17 protein-coding genes, 1 tRNA gene and 3 pseudogenes are annotated in these 20,685 nt (G+C 70.8%); 6 read left to right on the top strand and 15 right to left on the bottom strand.

What is annotated here, in order from left to right:
- Positions 1 to 112: 112 nt before the first annotated feature.
- The 3 genes from ACQUFX_RS04565 to ACQUFX_RS04555 form a co-directional block, all read right to left on the bottom strand.
- Entirely contained in the window at positions 113 to 1,036 is a 924-nt protein-coding gene (locus ACQUFX_RS04565; protein WP_428964759.1) for an IS630 family transposase, read from the bottom strand.
- A gap of 30 nt (positions 1,037 to 1,066) precedes the next feature.
- Complete coding sequence (locus ACQUFX_RS04560; RefSeq protein WP_428962625.1) at positions 1,067 to 1,204, bottom strand: hypothetical protein; 138 nt, start codon at positions 1,202 to 1,204, stop codon at positions 1,067 to 1,069.
- Positions 1,205 to 1,428: 224 nt separating this feature from the next.
- Complete coding sequence (locus ACQUFX_RS04555) at positions 1,429 to 2,607, bottom strand: IS701 family transposase (RefSeq protein WP_428966863.1); 1,179 nt, start codon at positions 2,605 to 2,607, stop codon at positions 1,429 to 1,431.
- A 279-nt stretch (positions 2,608 to 2,886) separates the two neighbouring features.
- Between ACQUFX_RS04555 and ACQUFX_RS04550 the strand changes: the two are divergent.
- Positions 2,887 to 3,153: pseudogene (locus ACQUFX_RS04550) on the top strand (hypothetical protein); the annotation flags it as partial.
- Positions 3,154 to 3,239: 86 nt separating this feature from the next.
- Complete coding sequence (locus tag ACQUFX_RS04545) at positions 3,240 to 3,752, top strand: SDR family NAD(P)-dependent oxidoreductase (protein ID WP_428964758.1); 513 nt, start codon at positions 3,240 to 3,242, stop codon at positions 3,750 to 3,752.
- On the opposite strand, the gene ACQUFX_RS04540 is transcribed toward ACQUFX_RS04545, so the two are convergent.
- From ACQUFX_RS04540 to ACQUFX_RS04505, 8 genes and pseudogenes are all read right to left on the bottom strand, one after another.
- The gene (locus ACQUFX_RS04540) at positions 3,667 to 4,011 is read right to left on the bottom strand and encodes an ATP-binding protein (protein WP_428966862.1); all 345 of its coding nucleotides are present in this window, start codon (positions 4,009 to 4,011) and stop codon (positions 3,667 to 3,669) included. The genes ACQUFX_RS04545 and ACQUFX_RS04540 overlap by 86 nt on opposite strands.
- A 91-nt stretch (positions 4,012 to 4,102) precedes the next feature.
- The gene (locus tag ACQUFX_RS04535) at positions 4,103 to 4,819 is read right to left on the bottom strand and encodes a hypothetical protein (protein ID WP_428964757.1); all 717 of its coding nucleotides are present in this window, start codon (positions 4,817 to 4,819) and stop codon (positions 4,103 to 4,105) included.
- A gap of 193 nt (positions 4,820 to 5,012) precedes the next feature.
- Positions 5,013 to 5,618: an IS630 family transposase gene (locus ACQUFX_RS04530; RefSeq protein WP_428966861.1), complete on the bottom strand. Its 606-nt coding sequence runs from the start codon at positions 5,616 to 5,618 to the stop codon at positions 5,013 to 5,015.
- Positions 5,597 to 6,085, bottom strand: a complete 489-nt coding sequence (locus ACQUFX_RS04525; RefSeq protein ID WP_428962602.1) for a winged helix-turn-helix domain-containing protein — start codon at positions 6,083 to 6,085, stop codon at positions 5,597 to 5,599. Before ACQUFX_RS04525 ends, ACQUFX_RS04530 begins: the two co-directional genes overlap by 22 nt.
- A 607-nt stretch (positions 6,086 to 6,692) precedes the next feature.
- The gene (locus ACQUFX_RS04520; RefSeq protein ID WP_428964756.1) at positions 6,693 to 7,340 is read right to left on the bottom strand and encodes a Rid family hydrolase; all 648 of its coding nucleotides are present in this window, start codon (positions 7,338 to 7,340) and stop codon (positions 6,693 to 6,695) included.
- 44 nt (positions 7,341 to 7,384) lie between these two features.
- Entirely contained in the window at positions 7,385 to 8,926 is a 1,542-nt protein-coding gene (locus ACQUFX_RS04515; protein ID WP_428964755.1) for a flavin monoamine oxidase family protein, read from the bottom strand.
- A gap of 361 nt (positions 8,927 to 9,287) precedes the next feature.
- A complete protein-coding gene (locus ACQUFX_RS04510; protein ID WP_428964754.1) occupies positions 9,288 to 10,091 on the bottom strand; it encodes an IS3 family transposase in 804 nt (267 codons plus the stop codon).
- Between the two features lie 236 nt (positions 10,092 to 10,327).
- Positions 10,328 to 11,221, bottom strand: a pseudogene (locus ACQUFX_RS04505) (IS5 family transposase).
- A 471-nt stretch (positions 11,222 to 11,692) separates the two neighbouring features.
- On the opposite strand from ACQUFX_RS04505, the gene ACQUFX_RS04500 reads away from it, so the two are divergent.
- Positions 11,693 to 12,529 carry an SDR family NAD(P)-dependent oxidoreductase gene (locus ACQUFX_RS04500; protein WP_428964753.1) on the top strand — a complete coding sequence of 279 codons (837 nt, stop codon included), beginning with the start codon at positions 11,693 to 11,695 and terminating at the stop codon, positions 12,527 to 12,529.
- A gap of 406 nt (positions 12,530 to 12,935) precedes the next feature.
- Here the strand turns inward: ACQUFX_RS04500 and ACQUFX_RS04495 are convergent, their stop codons facing one another.
- The 3 genes from ACQUFX_RS04495 to ACQUFX_RS04485 all read right to left on the bottom strand — a co-directional run bounded on the left by ACQUFX_RS04495 (position 12,936) and on the right by ACQUFX_RS04485 (position 14,368).
- A complete protein-coding gene (locus ACQUFX_RS04495) occupies positions 12,936 to 13,718 on the bottom strand; it encodes a tyrosine-type recombinase/integrase (protein ID WP_428964752.1) in 783 nt (260 codons plus the stop codon).
- On the bottom strand, positions 13,715 to 14,248 hold the full coding sequence (locus ACQUFX_RS04490; RefSeq protein ID WP_428964751.1) for an AbrB/MazE/SpoVT family DNA-binding domain-containing protein: 534 nt from the start codon (positions 14,246 to 14,248) through the stop codon (positions 13,715 to 13,717). Before ACQUFX_RS04490 ends, ACQUFX_RS04495 begins: the two co-directional genes overlap by 4 nt.
- A gap of 36 nt (positions 14,249 to 14,284) precedes the next feature.
- Positions 14,285 to 14,368 (bottom strand) — tRNA-Leu (locus tag ACQUFX_RS04485).
- Between the two features lie 221 nt (positions 14,369 to 14,589).
- Here ACQUFX_RS04485 and ACQUFX_RS04480 point away from each other — a divergent pair.
- A pseudogene (locus ACQUFX_RS04480) lies at positions 14,590 to 14,772 on the top strand (hypothetical protein); the annotation flags it as partial.
- A gap of 383 nt (positions 14,773 to 15,155) precedes the next feature.
- On the opposite strand, the gene ACQUFX_RS04475 reads toward ACQUFX_RS04480, so the two are convergent.
- Complete coding sequence (locus ACQUFX_RS04475) at positions 15,156 to 15,419, bottom strand: hypothetical protein (protein WP_428967159.1); 264 nt, start codon at positions 15,417 to 15,419, stop codon at positions 15,156 to 15,158.
- A 1,756-nt stretch (positions 15,420 to 17,175) separates the two neighbouring features.
- Here ACQUFX_RS04475 and ACQUFX_RS04470 point away from each other — a divergent pair.
- Both ACQUFX_RS04470 and ACQUFX_RS04465 read left to right on the top strand, forming a co-directional pair.
- Positions 17,176 to 17,730, top strand: coding sequence for a fibronectin type III domain-containing protein (locus ACQUFX_RS04470; protein WP_428967158.1), 555 nt, complete (start codon positions 17,176 to 17,178; stop codon positions 17,728 to 17,730).
- 311 nt (positions 17,731 to 18,041) lie between these two features.
- Positions 18,042 to 20,669 (top strand): fibronectin type III domain-containing protein, encoded by a 2,628-nt coding sequence (locus tag ACQUFX_RS04465; protein ID WP_428964750.1) that lies wholly within the window; start codon positions 18,042 to 18,044, stop codon positions 20,667 to 20,669.
- Positions 20,670 to 20,685 lie beyond the last annotated feature (16 nt).

Genomic DNA, 20,685 nt, shown 5'->3' with positions numbered 1-20,685 from the left:
CGCTGATGTCGCCCCTATCCGACGCACCGGCTCTGACCGTTGCCGACACCGCTGGTGGGCTGCCCGGAGCACTCGCCGGTCTGCCTGATCCACGAGCCCTGCTAGTGCCTCGTCATGCAGCCTTTAACGGGTAATCCGGGTGGCGGATCTTGGAGCCGGTGGCGAATCCGGTCTTGGGTCGGGCGCGTTGGTTGCGCCAGCGGATGTAGTCGCCGAGGGCGGCGTCCTGCTCGGCGTGGGTGCGATGGTCGGTGCCGTTGAGGGCGAAGTACCGCACGGCGGCGAACTCGGCCTCGATCCAGTTCAGCCACGAGGCATACGTGGGTAGGAACACCAGGTCGACGCGGTTGGCGGCGCACCAGGCGCGGACCTCGGGGTGCTTGTGCGGCGAGAAGTTGTCCAGGATGAGATACAGCTTCTGGTCGGGCCAGCGGGCGCGCAGGGTCTTGAGGAAGGCCAGGAACTCCCGCCAGCGTTTGCGGTCGCGGATGCGGTAGTGCAGCTTGCCGGTAGCCAGGTCCAGGGCGGCGATCATGTGCCGTACGCCCTGGTCGCGGGTGTAGGTGGCCCGTAGTCGCACCGGGTGTGCGACGGGTCGCCAGGCCCGTCCGGGGCGGGGTTGCAGATTCAACGGCCCGAACTCGTCAACGCAGAGCACCCTGCCGTCGGAGGGTGGATGGTCGTAGAGGTCCAGAATCCGGCGCATCTTCGAGGTGAAGTCGGGGTCGGTGCTGGCCTTCCACGTCTTGGTGGCCTGCCACGTCACCCCGCGTTCGTGCAGGACACGGCGCACGGTCTCGACGCTGATCGTCGTGACATAGCCGGCGGCGATGAGGTAGTCGCGCAGCTTGGCCAACGACCAGCAGGAGAACGGTTGGCCGAGGAAGCGGGGGTCGCACCGGGCGATGACACAGATCCAGTCGCGGGTCTGCTCATCGATCCGTCTCGGTGCGCCCCCGCTCCATTTTGGGGACAGGGCGTCGAACCCCCGCTCGTTGAACGCGTGGATCACATCGCGCACGTAGTCGTCGGTCACCGTCAGCAGGTGGGCGATGTCCGGGGCTGGCTACCCCTGGGCGGACATCAGCACCACGATCGCCCGCCGCAGCTTCACCGGGTCCCTTGCGGTCCTGGTGATCTTCTGCAACCGCTGACCCTCGGCCATCGACACCTGTCGGACGAACACCTCCGGCCGTCTGCCCACCGGCCATCACCTCCCATCACGAGTGCTGGGAGACAGCCTGCCCGATCCATCCTCAGAAACCGACGGATTACCCGTTCGACGTTCCAAGACGAGGCACTAGTACTCCAGCCGCACCTGATGAAGTGGGAGTCTTCGCTGGTAGTGGGCTGTTCTGGCGCGGCACTGGTGTCGGCGTCGCCATCGTGACCATCGATGGATGTAGTCGAAGGGTCGGACGGTGGTGATCAGGTGTGCCAGGAGACGTCGGACCTCACCGAGAGTAAGAGGAATGAGGCCATCATCGGATTCGGCGCCCCCTTTTTGGCCTGCGCGGCGGTGATGGCGAGGTAGGCGTGGGCGCACAGAACGAGAGTTATGTGCCGGTACCAGGCGTCGTACCTACGCACCTGATAGTGATCGAGGCCGACCTCGGTCTTGGCGGTCTGGAAGCACTCCTCGATCGCCCAACGGGTCCCGGCGACCCGGATCAGCTGCTCGTCTTGGGTGCCCGCGGGGCCGAAGCACAGGTAGTAGGCCAGGTCCGTGGGGTTGGTGATGCTGCGTCGGATCAGCAGCCAGTGGCCGAATCCGTCAACCGTGCCGGGCAGGGAGGCCACGGCCCAGTCATAGAGTCGTGGTCCCTTGGCGCCGTCGCCGCAACTGCGCCGCTTCCACGCCAGGCCCGGCGCGTTGGCGGCGAGGACGTCCGGGCGGGAGCTGCCCATCGTGGTCGGGACCCGCTGGTTGCAGGGCACGGCAAGCACGTAGCCCATCCGGTGCTGCTGCAGCCAGGTCCGGAACTTCGAGTCCTGTCCGTAGGCCTCGTCCGCGGTGACCCACCTCGCCGACAGGCCGGCGGTAATGGCGCGTTCGAGCATCCGCAGGCCCAGAGCGGGTTTCGTGGCGAACCCGATGTTCGCTGCGATGCCGGCTTCCTCGCGGCGGGCGGGGTCGTCGCACCAGCCGCGGGGCAGATACAACTCCCGGTCGATCAGCGTGCGCCCGGCCGGGCTGGCATAGGCCAGGAACACCCCGAGCTGGCAGTTCTCCGTCCGCCCGGCCGTGCCCGAGTACTGACGCTGCACCCCGGCCGACTTGATGCCCTTCTTCAGGAAGCCGGTCTCGTCGACGATCAGCACCCCGTCGTCGTCGCCGAGGTGCTCGGACACGTAGGCGAACAGGTCATCGCGGACCGCGTCCGGGTCCCACGCCGACCGGTTGAGCAGCCGCTGCATCCGATCCGGCGTCGCGTCGCCCGCGGCCTCGGCCAGGGTCCAGCCGTTCTTGCTGGCCAGGGGTGACAACAACCCGATCAGGTAGGTCAGCGCCTGCCGGCGCGGCTCCGCCCGCCCGAACCGGTGCGCGAACCGCGCCAGCAGATCATCCAGACCCGCCCGCCAGCCCACAATCTCATCGATCAACACAAACACGGAAGCCTGCCCGCACTGCGACTGGCCACAACAGACAGACAGTGCGACCACGCAAACCGCCCACCGAATAGCATCGACATCCGCAGCTGCGTGGCGGACTCAACTCCGACATCGATCATGCCGATGAGCTGCTGAAACTTCAGATGAGGCAACTGCGGCTAGAGTACTAGGGTGCTGACCGTCGATGACAGCGGGTTCTTCAAAGAGGACACCCGGTCGGACAGGTCATCCACCGGTTACCTTGACGCCGGTCGACTGACACGGGGCGATGGGATGGGCATCGACGACATCGACCGAATGAGCCCAACCAGGGATTGCGAATCCCCGGATCAACAGGCCCTGCATCGGGCGCACCAGCTCGGAAAGAATTTCGACATGGACATCTCCGGAAACACCATCTTCATCCCAGGCGCGACCAGCGGCATCGGCCTCGGCTTGGCCGTCGAACTGCAAACGCATGGCAACACGGTCGTCGTCGGCGGCCGCCGGACGGAGCTGCTGGCGCAGATCGCCGCCGAGCACCCCGGCATCGACACGGTTCGCATCGACACCGCCGACCCACAGAGCATCGAGACGGCCGCCAAGGAAGTCCTGGACCGCCACCCGATTTCAACGTCCTCATCACGATGGCGGGGATCATGCGGGTGGAGGACTGGCACACCGCCGCCGGCTTCCTGTCCTCCGCCGAGTCGGTCGTCACCACCAACGTGCTGGGTCCGATCCGCCTCATCGCCGCCTTCATCGACCACCTGCGGACCCGGCCGGACGCCACCATCGTCACCGTGTCCTCGGGCCTGGCCTTCACCCCACTGAAGGCCACTCCCAGCTACAACGCCTCGAAGGCGGCGATCCACATGCTCAGCGAGTCGATCCGGCTGCAACTGGCTGACACCCCGGTGAAGGTGGTCGAGCTCGTGCCGCCGGCGGTACGGACGTCGCTGCTGCCCGGTCAGGAGAACAGTGACTTCGCGATGCCGATGGAGGACTACCTGGCTGGGGTGATCACGCTGCTCCAGCAGCAGCCCGACGCCAACGAGATCCACGTCGACCGGGTCAAGTTCCTCCGGTACGCCGAAGTGCGTGGCGAATACGACCAGGTCGTCGCGACGCTGAACGCCGCCGACCCACACGGCAAGTAGAACGTTTCCCGTAGGTGTGCAGCTTGCGGGCACGCCGGCCGATCGCGTCGGCGGCTTTGAGGTGGCGGACCATGTCGTCGAGGGTGGCGACGTAGACGGTGAACCCGGCTCGGCAGGCGGCGACCGCGAGTGAAACGGCGATGTGGGTCTTGCCGACGCCGGGCGGGCCGAGGAACGCGACGTTGGCCTTGGCCTGCACGAACGCGAGAGTGGCGAGGTCACGGACCTTGCGGGGGTCAAGATCGGGTTGGGAGTCCAGCGGTGGGCCGCTCGCCGATCAGACCGCTGGCACGAGGATCCGCGGCACGAGCAGGCCTGCACCCGATACGTGATTGCCGACCCAGTCGGCCTCAGTCATCGGCCGGCCTGGTAGATCGAACTTTGGGACGTCGCCATCCAGCGGGAACTCGATCATCGGTGATATGCCGATTGGGGGTCGGCAGGTGCCGCTCCTCGATCCGGACCACGTAGCGGTGCCAACCCGACTCCGCGTGAAACCGCGCCAACCTGAGTTCCATCGTGCCCACTGGTTGGTCACGTGGTTGGTCACGGTCGAGCCGTGTCCGGCCCCGGAACCATACGTCCGAGAGGCCCTTCGGGAGGACAAGGTCATCGACGGGCTCGGCTTCCCCGTCGTCGTCAAGATCGGACAGTCGGAAGAAGTAGTGCTCTTCCTCGTGACGCCGCCCAAAGAGGAAGAGATGCCGCTCATCGGCCGGTTGGGCCAGGAGCTTGTGGATGTTCTCCCGAGCCCAGTCCGCCGCGAGCATCTCATCGCACACCTGCGCGAGCTCGTTCAAGCGCAAGGGGATCGATCCGCTCTCGGTCTGGGGCAGTCCCGCCTTTTTCGCGCGCGCCCATCGCACCATCAGGCTTGCGGCCGGGGGCGAGGTGACCTCGACGATGCCGTGGCGCTCCCGGCCGTCAGGGTATACCCAAGAGCCGTCGGGCATCTTGTCGCCAGCGCCGGCATCCGCGAGCTGGATGTCGATCCCGAGCACCTGCTCCATGGCCAGAAACGCGATCTCTTCCTCGCGGGTGGCCTTCGCCCCGGCCGCGTTGCTCATGGCTGGCAGAGTAGTCGGTCGAGGGTAGAGCGGGCACGTGGAGCCGTTCCCGGCATGAGTGCGGGTCCCGCCGTCACCGGTCAGTGGCAAGTCCGGAGCGAGTGCAGGCTCATCGGCAGATCCGCACGTCGCGGGACCGCCTCCACCGTTACGTCGCGTAGTTACAGAGGTTGAAAGTTCGAGGTCTGTGTTGTCAGGGTGGTTCGGGGTCGAGGGTCATGCCGGTCTGGGCGAGGAAGCCGGCGATGAGGTCGGTCTGGTTCTGGCAGGCGCGTAGCCGTTGCCTGACCAGGTGGGCGAGGTGGTCGACGCCGTGGACGGCGATGTTGGTGATGCCGCGTTTCATCCAGGCCCAGACGCCCTCGGTCGGGTTGAGATCGGGTGCGTAGGCCGGCAGCCGCACCACGGTCAGCCAGTCCCGGGCGGCGATCAGGGTGCGCATCCGCACGCTGACGTGGGTGTTGAGGTTGTCCCAGACCAGCACGATCGGCGCGTCCAGTCGGTGGTGGGCCTGGTCCAGGAACGCGATGTGGTCGTCCTCGCTGAAACTGCCCCGTTCCCCGGCACGACCGCGGTGCAGCCGGGTGCGCCACATCAGCCGCCCTCGTTCACCCGGCCTGAGGCAGACCAGCCCGGCGATCGAGACTCGGCCGGAGCCCTTGCCCGACACCGTGACCACCGGCGTGCGCCCTCGACGTGCCCAGGTCCTGCTCTTCGGCGGTCGCAGGGTCTGACCCGCCTCGTCCTGGAAGCAGATCCAGGCGCCCCGCGCCGCCGCTAACCTTTTACCGCCGGCCACCGCCTGCGCTGCCAACCCGCGATCGCCTCCGGGTCCCGCTCAACCGCACGCCGGGCGGGAACCTGCAGGCTGTAGCCCATCCGGTGCAGCAGATACGACACCCCGCGCAACGTGTACCCGACGCCGAACCGCCGCTCGATCACCTCAGCAACCCGAGCCAGGGTCCAGCGGGCATCGGCCCAGCCCTGAGCGACCGGGCCTTCATCCAGCACGACAGCCAACTGTTTACGCTGCCCACCGTCGAGTTTGCAGTCCGAGCCGCCAGGCCCCGACGACGCCAGAGCCGCCGTCCCACCAGCAGCCCACCGACGCCGCCACTGCCGCACCGACTTCTCCGAAACCCGCAGCTCAGAAGCGATCTGTGTAGTCGTTTTGGACTCCTTGAACATGACCGCGGCCCGCTCCCGGACCGCCTCACGCCGAGCCCTGGCCGCCGCGTTCAACCCACCACCAGTCGGATACCTCATCACCCCGGCCTACCGAACCCACCGACCCACATCACGCCGCCACGCCGACAGACATCAACCTTTCAATCTCTGTAGTGAGCTTCATGCCTCGGCTGACGTCTTCCCTGCCGACTACCCGTAGGCACTTGTCGACGTCGATGGTCGGTTGTGCGTGCTGGCGAATCTGGCTCTGCACCGGGTGCAGCTACGCGGCGTCATTTGCTGGGTCGTCCAGGTCAGGTGACCTGGGTGCTGGCAGTTCAGGGCGGGATCGGCGGGGCTCTGTTGCAGGTCGGCCAGGGTGGACGTTGCCGCGTCGCGACGTGCGGCGAAGGCTTGCGGCTCGGTGGCTGCGAGTTCGTCGATGTACCGCAGGCGCCTTCGGCAACGAAGGTGCAGATTTGCTCCGACGCCAGCCGGGGCCTCCCGGGCGGCCGGGCGGCCCGGGAGGCGACGGCGCCCCGCCACCGGCTACCGACACCCACGGACGGACCCCGGCCGATCGCGGCGGATCGACCGAGGCCCGTCGGAGGGGTGCCGGATCAGGCGTGCCGGATCAGGCGAGGTCGAACCGGTCCAGCTCCATGACCTTGGGGCGGCCGGTCGACGGTGCGCCTGTGCCGGGGGGTCACTCGTTCTTCGCGGGGTAGGCGGCGTCCACCTCCACCTCGACCAGCCAGCCGTTGACCGGCAGGTTCTCGATCTCGAGCGCGAACCGCGACGGCCGGGCGGGGTTGACCACCATCGGCGGGGCCGGGGCGGCCGACCCGAGCGGCACGAGCACCGGCTTGCCGGTCGACAGGCTGGTGTTGGCGAAGAACTGGCGGTACGCCCGGTTCCAGCCGTTGAAGTCCATCCGCTCCTGGCCGGCGGGGTTCTGGAGGAACACCCGCATGCTGATGACGTCCTGGTAGGTCAGGCCCGCGCGGGCGAGGTTCTCCCCGATCCGACGCAGCACGTTGATGCCCTGTGCCTCGGTGATGGTCACGCCTGGCGGCAGCACACCGCCGGGGAACACCGCGGTGTCGATGTAACGCGCCTCCGACCCGGCCGGTGCGGCCGGGTTGAGGGCGGCCGGGCCGAGCCCGCTGGTCTTGTAGAGCGCGGTGCCCTTGCCGATGGCCACGCCGTCGGCGATCGAGGGGTTGTCCTGTCCGGCGGGGAGCAGGGTGACGGTGGTACCGGGCCGGGGCGGGAACAGCCCGTCGGCGACGGCGCCGGTGGGGATGGCGAGGAGGACGACGGCGGCGGGGACGAGGATGGCGCTTCGGCGCACGGTGGGGACCTTTCTGCGAAGGCGACCGGGGGTGGCCGGCGTGCTCATGCGGCCGTGACGCGGGCGTGCAGGGACTCGACGGCGACACGGGCGGAGACCATCGCGCCGTGCTGCCAGGCGATGGCGTGGCTGAGGTGGTCGCCGGCGAAGTAGACGTTGCCGGTCGGCTCCAGGAGACTGCGGTACGCGGCACCGGTCTGCCCACCGATGGCGCCGGGCCAGCCGGCCCACGCCCCCTCGGAGAACCGCGTGGAGACCCAGTCCTGGGAGTAGGAGGCGGTGATCCCCTCGCCGTACACGTCACCGAATATCTTCTTGCCCTGCCGTACCGCCTCGACGAGTCGCTCCGCCGGGGTCAGGTTGCCGTAGAAGTTCGCGTTCCCGCCGGTGTTGTAGTAGCCGATCATGGTGCCCCGGTCGCCGTTGTAGCCGTACGACGGGTGCCACATGTTCCCGAGGTTGGTGTTGGCGTTCGTAATGCCGCCGTAGATGCGGAAGTCCTCCTCCCACCACCGGCGGTCGTACTCGATGCCGATCTTGCCGGCGTTGGTGACGCTCACCGACCCGAGGGCGGTGACGACCGCCTTGGGCAGGTTGGAACTGATCTTCGCGGCGATGTGCGGCGGGATGGTGTTGATCGCGAAGTCGGCGACCGCCTTCTTCGGACCGGCCGGGGTGGTGTACACCACCTCGACGCCCGAGGTCGTGTTGCGGTACTCGACGATCTCGGCGTTGTACCGCATCCGGCGGGCACCGATCGCCGCGGCGAAGGCGTAGGCGATCTTGTCCATCCCGCCGACCGGCTGGTACATCATCATCGCCTGGTCGAAGCCCATCTCGAACGAGAAGTAGCTGCCCACGGTCGAGGCGAGAAGGTCGGACATCGCGTACGGCGGGATGGTGGTGCCCGACTCCAGGCCGGCGCCCGGCTGGGTGGCGTAGCCGCGCCGCCCGCCGCCGGTGTACCGGAAGCTGGCCGCCGGGTCGCCGGCGACCCGGGGCCCGATGGCACCGAAGCTGCGCAGGTAGGCCAGGAGGCGCTCCTTGTCCTCGGCGGTGAGGTACTGGTCGAGCGAGCCCTGGTCGGTCGCCTTCGCGAGCAGCTCGGCCGTGTACCCGTGGGCGTCCGCCTTGGCGGCCCGGTGCCGGACCGGGACGCCGTTGAGGGCACCCGGCACGTTCTCGCGGTAGAGGAAGGCGTCGGCGTTCTGGTTGGTGAAGACCTCGATCGGGATGCCGAGTTCCCGGCAGTAGTCGATCGTCACGTGCATCTGCGGGATACGGCCGGGGCCGGCGTTCATGTACTGGCCCTTGGAGAAGGTCGCCCGCTGGGTCTGCCCCTTGAGATCGGTGACGGTGTCGCCGCCCCGGACGGTCCGGTTACGGCCGCCGGGCCGGTCGCGCCCCTCCAGGACGGTGACGTCGTACCCGCCCTTGAGTAGTTCGTAGGCCGCGGTGAGGCCGGCGATGCCACCGCCCATCACGATGACCTTCTTGCGGCCGTGCCGGCCGAGGTCGCTCTTCTTCGGTGGTGTGAACGGTGGTGTCTCCGCGGCGTGGGCGCTGGTCAGACCGAGCGCGCCCATGCTGTGTAGCATGACGCCGGCACCGCCGGTGATACCGACGCGACGGAGAAAGTCCCTGCGGGTCTGGCTCATCAGGCCTCCGGGTGTGGGATTGATCAATCCGGACGCTAGGAAGCCTTCGTTAAGCCGGCGGATCATCCCGAGGTCGGCCACATCACGTACCGGCTGGTAGATCGCCTTTCCGGTTACGGAGCCCGGGGTCCATCGGGACATACCGGTTGTCCCGCGTCCGCCGCCGCCTGGCTCGGCACGTGTCGGTCGTGATGAGCAAAGGAGCAGACGGCCGGCGCGGGCCGGACGCGGGGCCGGGCCGGCAGGGTCCTCGCCGCCTGCGACCACCGACCGGCCACGACGCCCCACGTCAGCACCGGTTGACCCGGGTTGGGCCGGCCGGTGAGCATATGTCGCGCACATCATCCGGACCGGTCGTGAACGGGCCGCTCCTGCGCCACGTCCGGCGGTTGAGCAGCTCGGTCTGCATCCGGCCCCAGAACGATTCGATCATGCCGTTGTCGTAGCAGTCACCAATCGATCCCATCGACGGCGCCAGACCGGCTTCCTGGACCCGGCGGGTGAAAGCCCATGAGGTGAACTGGACTCCGTGGTCCGAGTGGATCACGGTGCCGGACGGCTGGCGGCTGCTGATGGCCATGCTCAGGGCGTTGGTCACCAAGGTGGCCGTCTGCGTGGCGTCGATGGACCAGCCGACGACCCTGCGGGAGAAGGTGTCCAGCACGACCGCGCAGTACACCTTGCCCTCCCGGGTCGGGTGCTCGGTGATGTCAGTGACCCACAACTGGTTCGGCGATGAGCGGGTGACGTCGCGGTTGACCAGGTCGCTCGCGGTCGGGGTCTGGTGCTTCGGCCGCGGCCGCCGGCTACCGGGCAGGCCGCGGATGCCGGCGCGGCGCATCAGCATCTCCACGGCGTGATAGCCCACGACGAGGCCACGGCCCAGCCGTAGTTCGGCGTGCACGCGGCGAGAACCGAACGTTCCCCGGGAGGCCAGATGCACCGCTCGGATCTGTTCGGTCAGCCACGCGTGACGCAGCGCCCGTTGCGATGGCGGCCGGTTGCGCGGTTCCGGCGACCCGTCGCGGCTGAAGTTGCGATCCCTCCAGGGGTGATGAGCGACTCCGCCGCGGGCCCGGAGCGCGTCGTGCACCCCAGGCGTTGCGATCTATCCAGGGGTGATGAGCGACCGGCCCCGTCCGGCGGCTGATGTCGGCGTACGGGCACCAGTGCAGAGCCAGGTACGCCTGGACATACGTAGCGATGATCGGCGTCGGAGAGCGCGAGTGAGCCCGACGACGTCGGGAGGCAAACGACTCAATGATTACGTTGGGTGACGGCAGGCTGTTCCTAGTGGCTTCCGGATCTAAGGCCTGTTTCATAAGCTGGTCAGAGCCATTCGGTGATGATGGTGATGGTCAGGACGGCGTGGAAGCGGACTGCGAGTTTGTCGTATCGGGTGGCGACGCCGCGGTGGCGTTTGAGGCGGTTGATGCCGTTCTCGACGGCGTGGCGTAGCCGGTAGAGGTCCTTGTCGAAGGCGGGTGGGCGGCCGCCCTTGGAGCCCTTGGCCTTCCGGTGGGCGTCCTGGTCGGTCTTGCGGGGGATGCAGGCTTTGATCCCGCGTGAGCGCAGGTGACCGCGGTTGCCGCGACTGGTGTAGGCCTTGTCGGCCAGGACCCAGGTCGGGGCAGGTGCGGGGCCGGCCCACGCCGAGACGGGTCACGCGGATGCGGCGCAGGACGGGAATGAACTGCGGCTGTCACCCCGGTGCCCGGCGGTCACGATCAGGGAGAGGACCTTCTGTCCTTGCTCGCAGGCCAGATGAGTCTTGGTGGTCAGCCCGCCGCGCGAACGACCGAGGGCGTGATCGGCCGGCTCGTCGTGCACACCGCCGGGCGGTTCCTTCTGCAGGTGTCCGTTGGTGCGGGCGCCGGCGGCGTGTTGGTGGGCGCGGCTGGTCATCGAGTCCACGCTCACCGTCCAGCCGATCCGGCCGGTCGCGTCGCCGACGGCCTGCAACGCGGACAGGATCCTGTCCCAGGTCCCGTCGCGCTGCCACCGGCGGAACAGTCCGTAGATGGTGGGCCAGGGCGCGTACTCGACGGGGACATCCCGCCACGGGGCACCGACCCGGATCCGCCACCGGATCCCGTCGATGAGCTGTCGTTTCTCCCACTTCGGCGGACGACCCGTCCTCGGCGCGGCAGGCAACAGCGGAGCCAGAACAGCCCACTGCCTGTCGGTCAGGTCATGCCGCCTCGTCACCGCTACGCTGGGCACGAGGTCTCCGGTATGAAGTTCTTGCTTGGTCGCAGAACCAGATACCGGAGACCTCTTCAGCTGTCGACCACCGCCACGCCGTGACCTCGACGCCACCAACCCGACTTATGAAACACGCCTTAGCCGATGAGCGGGTGCCTGTTGTTACAGGTGTCCGGTCTTGTTAGATACGGTGTTCAATCTTGTCGTTGGGGCCGTATGCGGCCACCAACGACGTAGCCTGGAGCCGCGGCTCGGTTCCACGATGACGCGGCGATGCTGGCAGCTTCTGAGGCCGGCATTGCGCTCGCTGCAGCGACCATCACATCCTGCGCGGCGCGCTCAAGCGCAGGGTCGCAACGGGCAGCCTTTCCGCCCGATCTTGCCGAGCTCATCACCGCAGCAAGTCTCGAATGCTGAATCACCGCCTCCCGCGCACTGCCCTGCGGATCGCCTGACTGTCAGAGGCGGTCTCACGAAAGGACAAGACCCATGCCAGATCGATTGAAGGGCAAGGTCGCGATGATCACGGGCGCGGCGAGCGGCATCGGTCGCGGCGGCGCTGATCTCTTCGTCGCCGAGGGCGCGAAGGTCGTCGCCGCCGACATCAACGACGAACTGGGCGCGGCGCTCCAGAAGGAGTACGGGGGTTCGCTCGTCTACGTCCATACCGACGTCACGAGCGAGGCCGACATCGCCGCCGCTGTCGACAGGGCGGTGAGTGAGTTCGGAAAGCTCGACATCATGTTCAACAACGCGGGCGCGCAGGGAGACCCGTCTCCGATGATCGAGATCGGAAGCGAGGGCTTCGACAAGACAATCGCGTTGCTGACGCGCTCGGTCGTGCTCGGCCACAAGTACGCGGCGCGGCAGTTCCGGCGCCAGGGCACCGGCGGCTCGATCGCCTCGACGGCGAGCGCCGCCGGCCTACAGGGCGGCTGGAGTGCCGCGGGATACACGATCGCGAAACACGCAGTCGTCGGGGTCGTGCGGCAGGCTGTCGTCGAGTTCGCACCGCTCGGCATCCGGTCCAACGCCATCGCCCCCGGCATCATCCGCACGCCCATCATGGCGCGCAGCTTCGGCGTTCCCCCAGACCAGGCGGATGCGTTCAGCGACTTCCTCGAGGAGAAGCTGGGTGCCTCGCAGCCGATCGGGCGCCTGGGCTTGCCGTCAGACATCGCCGAGGCCGCCCTGTGGCTCGGAAGCGACGCGTCGTCCTTCGTCACGGGGATCGTATTGCCGGTCGACGGCGGCGCAACGGCAGCGTACGCGGGCGGCTTCGCCGCCGACGTGGTCGCGGCCGCAAGCGAGTTCACCACCCGTTGACGACCCGGCGTCCCTACCCGCTGTGACCCGCCAGCGTGGCACCGACGCCCGCAAGGTCCTTCACCTTCTTTCGGCACGCCCGGCGTCGACGCCAACAGGGGAGCGCCAACGACATCCGCATCTGGCCGCAATCCCTGACCAGGCGAACCGACTTGTCTACGCCAGCGGGTGTGGCTCGCCGGTGAGGGCTGCCACGGCAGCGGCGATCTCTTGCAGGCTGGCGCGTACGTAGGTGGTCGTGGTGCCCGTGTCGCCGCCGCTGTCGTTGTGGCCGGCGAACGCTCGGGCGACGGCGTAGCTGAAGTTCCGCTCGACCCAGGTCAGGGTGGTGTGGCGTAGCCAGTGGGTGCTGATCTGCTGGGTCGCGACCCAGGGTAGGTGTCTGCCGATGCGCTCCCACAGGTAGTCATAGCGGCGATAGGTGATCGGTTTTGCCGTTGCGGTAACGCAACAGCGGCGTTGTCGGCGCGGCCGGCCGCTCCTCCACGTGCTGTTGCAGATGCCGCATCAAGGTCGGCGACACCGGCTGCCAGCGCACCGTTCCCCCCTTCTCGTGCAGCATGATGAGGCACTGGTCCGGGTCAAGGTCCGCTGGCCGCAGGGCCAGCGCTCCGCCCCGACGGCAGGCCGTCTCCGTGTGGAGCCGTAGCAGCAGGCAGTCCAGAGCCGGGTCGTCGCCGGTCGTCGCGGCGACCTGATTGATCTCGGCGAGCCGAGTGTCCGGCACCGCACGGCGGGTGCTGGGCAGCCGCCGCGGTTTGGCAACCTTACGGGCGGGATTGTCCGCCTCGGCGAGATGCCCGTCGGCGACGGCGTGGTGGTAGAGACACCGCAGAGCCGCGATGAGGTGCTCCGCCGCGCTGCGACCGCCGCGGGCGTTGCGGCGCGTGACGACATTCGCCTTGACGTGCTCGGCGAGGCGCTTGATCTCGGTCGGGTCAGGCTCGTCCAACCGCCGGTGGCCCCACTCGGCGAGAACCCGGTTCCAGTAGGAGGCGTAGACCCTGCGGGTGCCGGCGCTGACGGCCTCGGACACCACGGGGATGTACTCGGCGAACGTCGGTGCCGGCGGACCGGCAGGGGCGGTCTGCTGCAGGTCGCCCGGTGAGATACCGAGCCGGGACAGCAGCAGCATCGCTGCGTCCAGGTCAGCCTGGCTCGGCCGGCTCGACGAGGGCTGCGTGGTCATGCCGCCTCACCGTCCAACGCAGCCGCCTGGAAAGCGGTGATCATCGCGTGCACGGCGGCAGGCGGATGGACCACAAGCCGCCCGCCTGCCGGGTCAGCCACCAGCAGCAGACGACTGCCGGCGGTGAGCCCACACCAGTGCCGGACCGTCGCCGGCAACCGAACCTGACCAGGCCGAGTCACCCGAAACACCGCGTGCGGATCGGCTGTCACCAGCACTAGGCCGCCGCGCACCCGAACATCCACCCGGGTACCCGACCGCCAGCCCAGAGCAGGAATGACCACCGCCTCGGCCAGCCGACCATCACGATCGATCGCCGCCATCCCATACGGCACCGTCGGCCGGGCCTCGGGAGCGAGCTGCGCAACCGGCAAGGCACGCCGATCGTTGCTCGGCACGCCCCTCGGCCCAGCGGGAATCGAGGGCGGCACCACCGCTGACACGACCCGGGCATTCACCGCGACCACCCCCGAGACGAAGCGGGGAAGACAGCGCCGGAAGCCGGAGTCCGGCGGCCGCCGTTCGACCACCGGTACGTCACATCACGCAGATATGCGGGGAAACTGTGTCCGAGGGGGGACTTGAACCCCCACGCCCTATACGGGCACTAGCACCTCAAGCTAGCGCGTCTGCCATTCCGCCACCCGGACCTACTCATCCAGCCTACCGTGTCGGCTGCGGGACTTCGTCACCGCCTGCCGGCCCCGGCGGGCCGCACGGGGCCTTACTGTACACGGCCCCGGTGGATCATGCACATCGCCTTCCGGTGGGCGAAAGCAGTCGATGTTCGGGCAGGTCAGGCCTTCTGCCGAACGGGCCGTGACCGCCGACCACCGGGGGTGGGTGGCATGCGGTGGCGACTACCGGCAGCATGGTTCGGGTGTCACACCCCTCCCCGCTGACCGCTGCCCAGCAACGGGCGCTCGCCCTGCGTACCTCCGGCGACCTGGCCACCGCCTGCCGGCTGCTGACCGACGCGCTCGACGCGGCTCGCCCCGCGTACGGCGCCGACCACGCCGACGTCCTGGGTACCGGCCGGCTCCTCGCGCAACTGCACCGGGAGGCGGACGACCCGATGGCGGCCCGGCGGGTCCTGGAGGAGGCGTACGCCGCCGGTGAGCGGCGGTGGAGTCCCGCCCAGCCGCTGATGTTGGCGATCTCCTTCGATCTTGCCTCGGTCGCCGAGGAACTGGGCAACCGGCACGAGGCCCGCCGCAACTACGCCCGGGTGGCCGAGCACGGGCCGGCCGTGTTCGGCCCCGACCACCCGGCGGTCCGGGCCGCCCGGCAGTACCTCGGCGACGCCGTGCCACCGCCGCACCCCGGCCCACGCTTCCCGCAGGCCGGCACCCCGGCCCTCTCCGAGCCGACCGTCCCGCTGTCGGGGCTGCCCACCGCACCCCCGGCACCCATCTCGGAAGCCGGTCCAGGGGCAGCTCAGCCGCCGGCCGCTCCACCCTCGCCCTGGGCACCCCCGCCCCCGGCTGTGGATTCGGCCGCCAGCCCGCCCCGGTCGGCTCCGCCGTTCCCGGGCGCGCCGCTCCCGCCACCGCCGGCCCCGACCGTGCCCGCCGCCGGCACGCCGCTGTCGGCGCCGCCCGTCCCTACCGCGCCGTTCTCCGGGCCACCGTTCTCCGGGCCGCCGGCCTCCGCGCCACCGTTCTCCACGCCACCGGCGTCCGGGCCGCCGGGGTCGGCCACGGCCGGACCGGTACCCCCGCAGCGGCCCGGACCGGTGCCCATCCCCCGCCGGGCGATACCGCTGCCCACTCCGCCGGCACGGCAGCCGAGCCCTCTGCCACCTCCACCAGCCGCACCCACCGTCACCCCCCAGGCTGCGGCCGGGACCACGCCGGCCGGACCGGGCACGACCGCGGTGCCGCCGCCCCGCCACCCGGTGGGCCCCACGCAGCCGCCGGGAGGCGTCCTCCCACCGCCGCCCCCTGGCCCACTGCCCTCGCCGGGCCCCAGGCCGCTGGCACCGCCTACCGACGCCGCCCCGCCGCCATCCCCGAGGGTGCCCCTTCCCGCCCCACCGGACCGTCCGCTCCCACCCCCGGCCGAGCCGGCTGGCCCCGGCACGCGACCCTCGGCCCCCCTGCCTCCCCCGCCGCCGATCGTCCCGCCGCCCTCGGACACCACCGCCCATCGGGAGCACCCGGCCAACCCGGCCGACGCGCCGGCACCGGCGGGCCCCGAAACCCAGCCGGGACCGGAGAGCAGGCCCGGCCCGGTGGTCACGCCGGGCCCGACGGCCCCGCCCGCCGGATCGCAGCGGCGGCAGGACGACCGCCCCGGTACGCCGTCGGCGCGGCCGGCCGGGTGGGACAACCCGACCATCGTGGTCCAGCAGATCGGCGCGCTGGTCCCGAACGAGCCGGGTACCCCTGCCCGGCTGGCCGGGGCGATGCCCGCCGTCACCGCGCCGGCCGGCAACCCTCCGGTCAGCGCCCCACCGGCAGGCAGCACCCCACCGGTACCCAGCGCCCCGGTCAGCGCCCCATTCGCCCACAGCGCCCCGGTCAGTGACTCACCCGTGAGCAGCGCCCCCGTCAGCGCCCCACCGACCAGCGGGCCACCGTTCGTCCCGCCACCGCCGAGCGGGCCACCGTCCGTCGGCACGCCGCCACCGAGCGGCCCACGGGCAGTCGGGCCGCCGCCGAGCGGACCGCCGGCCGGCGCGGTACCCGATCCGGGGCCGGTGGTGCCGCCCTGGGGGATGACCGCCCCGCCGTGGGGTCGCGTCGTCCCACCGCAGCCGGCCAGCCCGCCGGACTCCGCGACGGGTCCCGCCGAGAGCGGTACTGCCGGCGCGGCGGGGCCGCACGACAACAGCGACCGTGCACCGGAACTCCCGTCCCCGTCGGTTGCCCCGAGCGCAGGGTGGCCCGCTGCTGACGACCTGCCCGGACGACCGGAGCAGGAGTTGGTCGCCCCTGCCGGGCCGGCCCCGCACCACACCCCGCCGGTGCAGGACAGGACGGAGCCTTTCCCCTCACTCCGGGCGGACCCCCCGTCCGGGACCCCGGTCGCGCCACCCGCCCCGGCGGGCGCGCCTGTGGTGGCCCCGACGTACCCGTCGCTGGCCGGGTATCCGCCAGCGCCGACGCAGCCGAGCCAGCCGTCACCGCCCCCGACCCACCCGACGGTCCCGGCCCACCCGGCGACGCCAGCCTTGGGGCACCTCGGGCCCGACGATGCCCCGCCGGGCGAAGCAGGAACGCCGGGCGAAGCAGGGACGCTGGGCGCAGCCGGAACGGTGGACGGAGCAGGAACGGTCGACGGCACCAGGCCCCACGGGGCTGGACCGGCGAGCGGTGCGTACCCGGGCCAGCCGGCCCCACCGCCGGTCACCGCCACCGTCCCGCCACCTCCCGCTGCCTCCGTCCCGACGTCCCACCCGACCCCCGCGCCAACACACCACCCGGCGCCCGTGCCGGCGCCACCCACGGCTCCCGTGCCGATGCCCCATGGCACCCCGGTCCCGCCGTCCCACATGCCCCCGGGTGCGCCGCCGCAGGCGGTGCCGACGTACCCCGGGTATTCGCAGGTGCCGGAGGAGGGCGAGAGCCGGCGCGGCCGGGCGCTGGTGGCGGTGGCCGTCGCCGGGGCGGTGGTCGCGGTCGCGGCGGTGGTCGGCGTGGGCGTGGTGCTGCTGAACCGGGAGGCGACGCCGGGCCCGGGAGGCGGCGCGGCGCCGACGGCGGCCGGGCCGGCGACCAGCGGGCCACCTCCCGCCGACCTGGAGCTACGGGACGACGCGACCACGATCACGATCACCTGGTCGGACCCGACCGACGGGACGGTGCCGTTCATGGTGGCCGGGGGTCGGGCCGGGCAGGCCCTCGGGGTGATGGCCACGGTGGACCCGGGCGAGACCAGCTACACGGTGAACGGGTTGAACTCGCGGGTGGACTATTGCTTCACGGTGCTCGCGGTGTACTCCACCGACGAGTTCGCCACCTCGGGTCAGGTCTGCACCAACCGGGACCGCTCCACCCCGTCGACCTGACCGGCGGCGCCATCCGGTCAACCTGACCGGTGGCTGCGCCTCGTCGAGCCGGCCGACCACTCCGCTCCGCCGACTCGGTCGACCGGCCGTCAACCACGTGTGGACGGGCGGCACACGGAGCGCTGCGCACGGAGCCGTCCAGGGTGGCTGGTCGACGTCCGTTTAGCGTGCACGCTGGGTGTCCGGGGCCGGACGGTGCGGGTTTCCCCGCGCCGAAGCGCCCCATATGATGGCACCCGGCTCCGGGCGGGTCGGACCGCCACCACACGGGATCCTCCGCCACGACGGACGACACGGGGAGGCGGTCGGCTGTGGCCACGATCGACGACGGCGGGGCCGTCGGGACGGCCGGCTCCCGCCGCGGCCGGCGGATGCGCGGTGGCTTCATCACCCTCGGCACGGTGGGCGCGCTGCTCGCCGCGATGGGTTTGACGGTCCTCGGGCTCGGTGCCGCCGACAACGCGGTGGCCAGCTACGACGCCTCCTCCTGGCTGTGGAGTTCGACGCGCGGGGAGATGGCCCGGGTCAACGGCATCACCGCCCGGGTGGACACCCGGGTCGAGGTGCCCAACACCCGCCGCCACCCGATGCAGGTGGTGCAGACCGACCGGCAGCTCATCCTGCGGGACCTGCACACCGGCCAGGTCAGCTCGCTGAACCTGGCCACCCTGCAGATCACCGCCACCACCCGGACCACCCCCGGTCTCGGGGTCAGCGTGGCGTTGCACGAGGACGCCGCGTTCGTGGTGGACGCGGTGCAGGGCGTGGTCCGGCAGCTCGACCCCCGCTCGCTCGCCCCGGTCGGTGAGCCGGTGCGGTACCCGCCGGGGATCACCGGCGGTACGTTCGACGGGGAGGGCCGGCTCTGGATCGCCGTCCCGAGCGAGGGCACCGTGTCGGCGGTCACCGCCGCCGACCTGCCGGCGACGCCGGGGGCGGCCGGTGAGGGCCTGAGCCCGAAGCGGGTGGCCACCTACGAGGTCGCCGAACGCAACCACGAGCTGGTGCTCTCGACGTTGGACGAGGGTGTCGCGGTGCTCGACCGGACCCGGGGTGACCTGGTGACCCTCCGGGGCGGGACCACCGCCCGCCACCCGTTGGAGCTGACCGGGGTGGCGACGCTGCCGGCGCGTACCAGCGGGTCACGGGTGCCGGTCACCATCCCGGAGCAGCGGCGGGTGCTGGTGGTGGACGGCCCGCAGGTGCGGGAGTTCACGGTGCCGGGTCGGGGGGACCGGCTCAGTCCGGTGGTGGCCTGGGCCGACCGGTTCTACGCCGCCGACGAGGGCGCCGGGACGGTCTACTCCTTCGACGTCGGCGGTCAGCTCGTCGACACCATCAAGGGCGGCCGGGGTCTGTCCGGGCCGCTGGAGCTGGAGGTCCGGGAGAACCACCTGTTCATCAACGCGCCGGACTCGGCGCGGGCCCGGGTGGTCAACGACCGGCACGAGGTGCGCGACGTCGACAAGTACGCCTCCGACGTGCTCGGCGCGGAGCCGCCGGAGGAGGCCCCGCCGCCGCCTCCCCCGCCGCCGAAGCCGAAGGTCGCCAAGCCGGGCCCGCCCCGGGACGTCACCGCCGCGGCCGGCGACGCGCAGGCCCGGGTGAGCTGGCGGCCGGCCGCCGCGAACGGCGCGCAGATCGTCCGGTACGTGGTGGAGGGCGCCGGCCAGCGGCACGAGGTGGGCGCCAACCAGCGGTCGGTGGAGATCACCGGGCTGACCAACGGCGAGACGTACCGGTTCACGGTGCACGCGGTGAACGCCAAGGGCGCCGGGCCGTCGCGTAACAGCAACCCGGTCACCCCGACCGCCGAGGTGCCCGATCCGCCGGCGAGCGTGACCGCGCAGGAACGTCCCGACGGTACGGTGCTGGTGACCTGGCCGGCGGCGGACGGGCAGGGCAACGCCATCGCCCGGTACACGGTGACCGCCACCTCGGCCGGGGCGAACGCCCCGGTGGGTGAGGCGACGAAGACGGAGCTGGTGGTGCCGGCCGGTGAGCTGGAGTACGGCACCCAGTACGCGTTCACCGTCATCGCGGTGAGCGAGGCCGGCGCCGGGTCGACGGCGTCCCCGGTCAGCAACACGGTGGTGCCGTTCGCGGCGCCGGGCGCGCCGACCGGGCTGGACGCGGCGACCGTGCCGGACCGGCCGGGCACCGTCACCGTCCGGTGGGCGCCGGGCCCGGCGAACGGCCGGCCGGTGAGCAAGTACCTGGTGGAGGTGGGCGGTCGCAGCACCGAGGTGACCGAGCCGCAGGCCACGCTGGACGGCCTGGGCGACGGCCAGCACGTCACGGTCGCGGTGAAGGCGGTCAACGAGGCCGGGGAGGGGCCGGCGGCGACCGCGTCGGCCCGGACGGTCGCGCCGCCCCGGGTCACGGTGACCGGGTCGTCGGCGACGGCCACCTCGGTCACGGTGTCGTTCACCGTGGACGCCGGCGGCGGGCAGGCCACCTGCGCGGTGAGCACCCCGGGCGAGCCGACGGTGTCGGGCGCGTGCACCCGGTTGTCGATGCCGAACCTGACCCCGGACACGGCGTACACGGTCACGGTCACCGCAGCCAACGCCGCCGGGGAGGGCACCGCCACCCGCCGGCAGAGCACCGAGGCCATGTACGGCATCGCCACCTGCGTCAACGGCGACAAGCCCGACCAGCTCACCTACTGCGACCAGGACCGGGACGGCCGCAACGGCAACGAGGTCTTCTCGGTGCCCCGGCAGGACAACGACCGGCAGGTCGGCTGGGCCCGACCCGGCACCCGGCTGAAGGCGCACTGCAAGCGGCAGGGCGAAGAGGTCTACGCCTACGTCTACAACGACAACAAGCGCAGCACCTGGTGGGTGCAGGTCGAGTACAGCGGGAAGAACTACATCCCGTGGGCCTGGCTCAACCTGGAGGACGGCGACAGAATCAACAGCCTGCCGACCTGCTGACCGACCAGGCAAGGAG

Source organism: Micromonospora fluostatini, assembly GCF_050410825.1.
Taxonomy (GTDB): Bacteria; Actinomycetota; Actinomycetes; order Mycobacteriales; family Micromonosporaceae; genus Micromonospora; species Micromonospora rosaria.
This window is presented reverse-complemented; position numbering and strand designations above follow the sequence as displayed.

Excerpts from the sequence above, each read along its gene's own strand:
- ACQUFX_RS04500 (WP_428964753.1), top strand. The coding sequence starts at position 11,693 with ATGCCAGATCGATTGAAGGGCAAGGTCGCGATGATCACGGGCGCGGCG.
- ACQUFX_RS04515 (WP_428964755.1), bottom strand. The coding sequence starts at position 8,926 with ATGGGCGCGCTCGGTCTGACCAGCGCCCACGCCGCGGAGACACCACCG.
- ACQUFX_RS04545 (WP_428964758.1), top strand. The coding sequence starts at position 3,240 with ATGGCGGGGATCATGCGGGTGGAGGACTGGCACACCGCCGCCGGCTTC.
- ACQUFX_RS04525 (WP_428962602.1), bottom strand. The coding sequence starts at position 6,085 with ATGAGGTATCCGACTGGTGGTGGGTTGAACGCGGCGGCCAGGGCTCGG.
- ACQUFX_RS04495 (WP_428964752.1), bottom strand. The coding sequence starts at position 13,718 with ATGACCACGCAGCCCTCGTCGAGCCGGCCGAGCCAGGCTGACCTGGAC.
- ACQUFX_RS04535 (WP_428964757.1), bottom strand. The coding sequence starts at position 4,819 with ATGAGCAACGCGGCCGGGGCGAAGGCCACCCGCGAGGAAGAGATCGCG.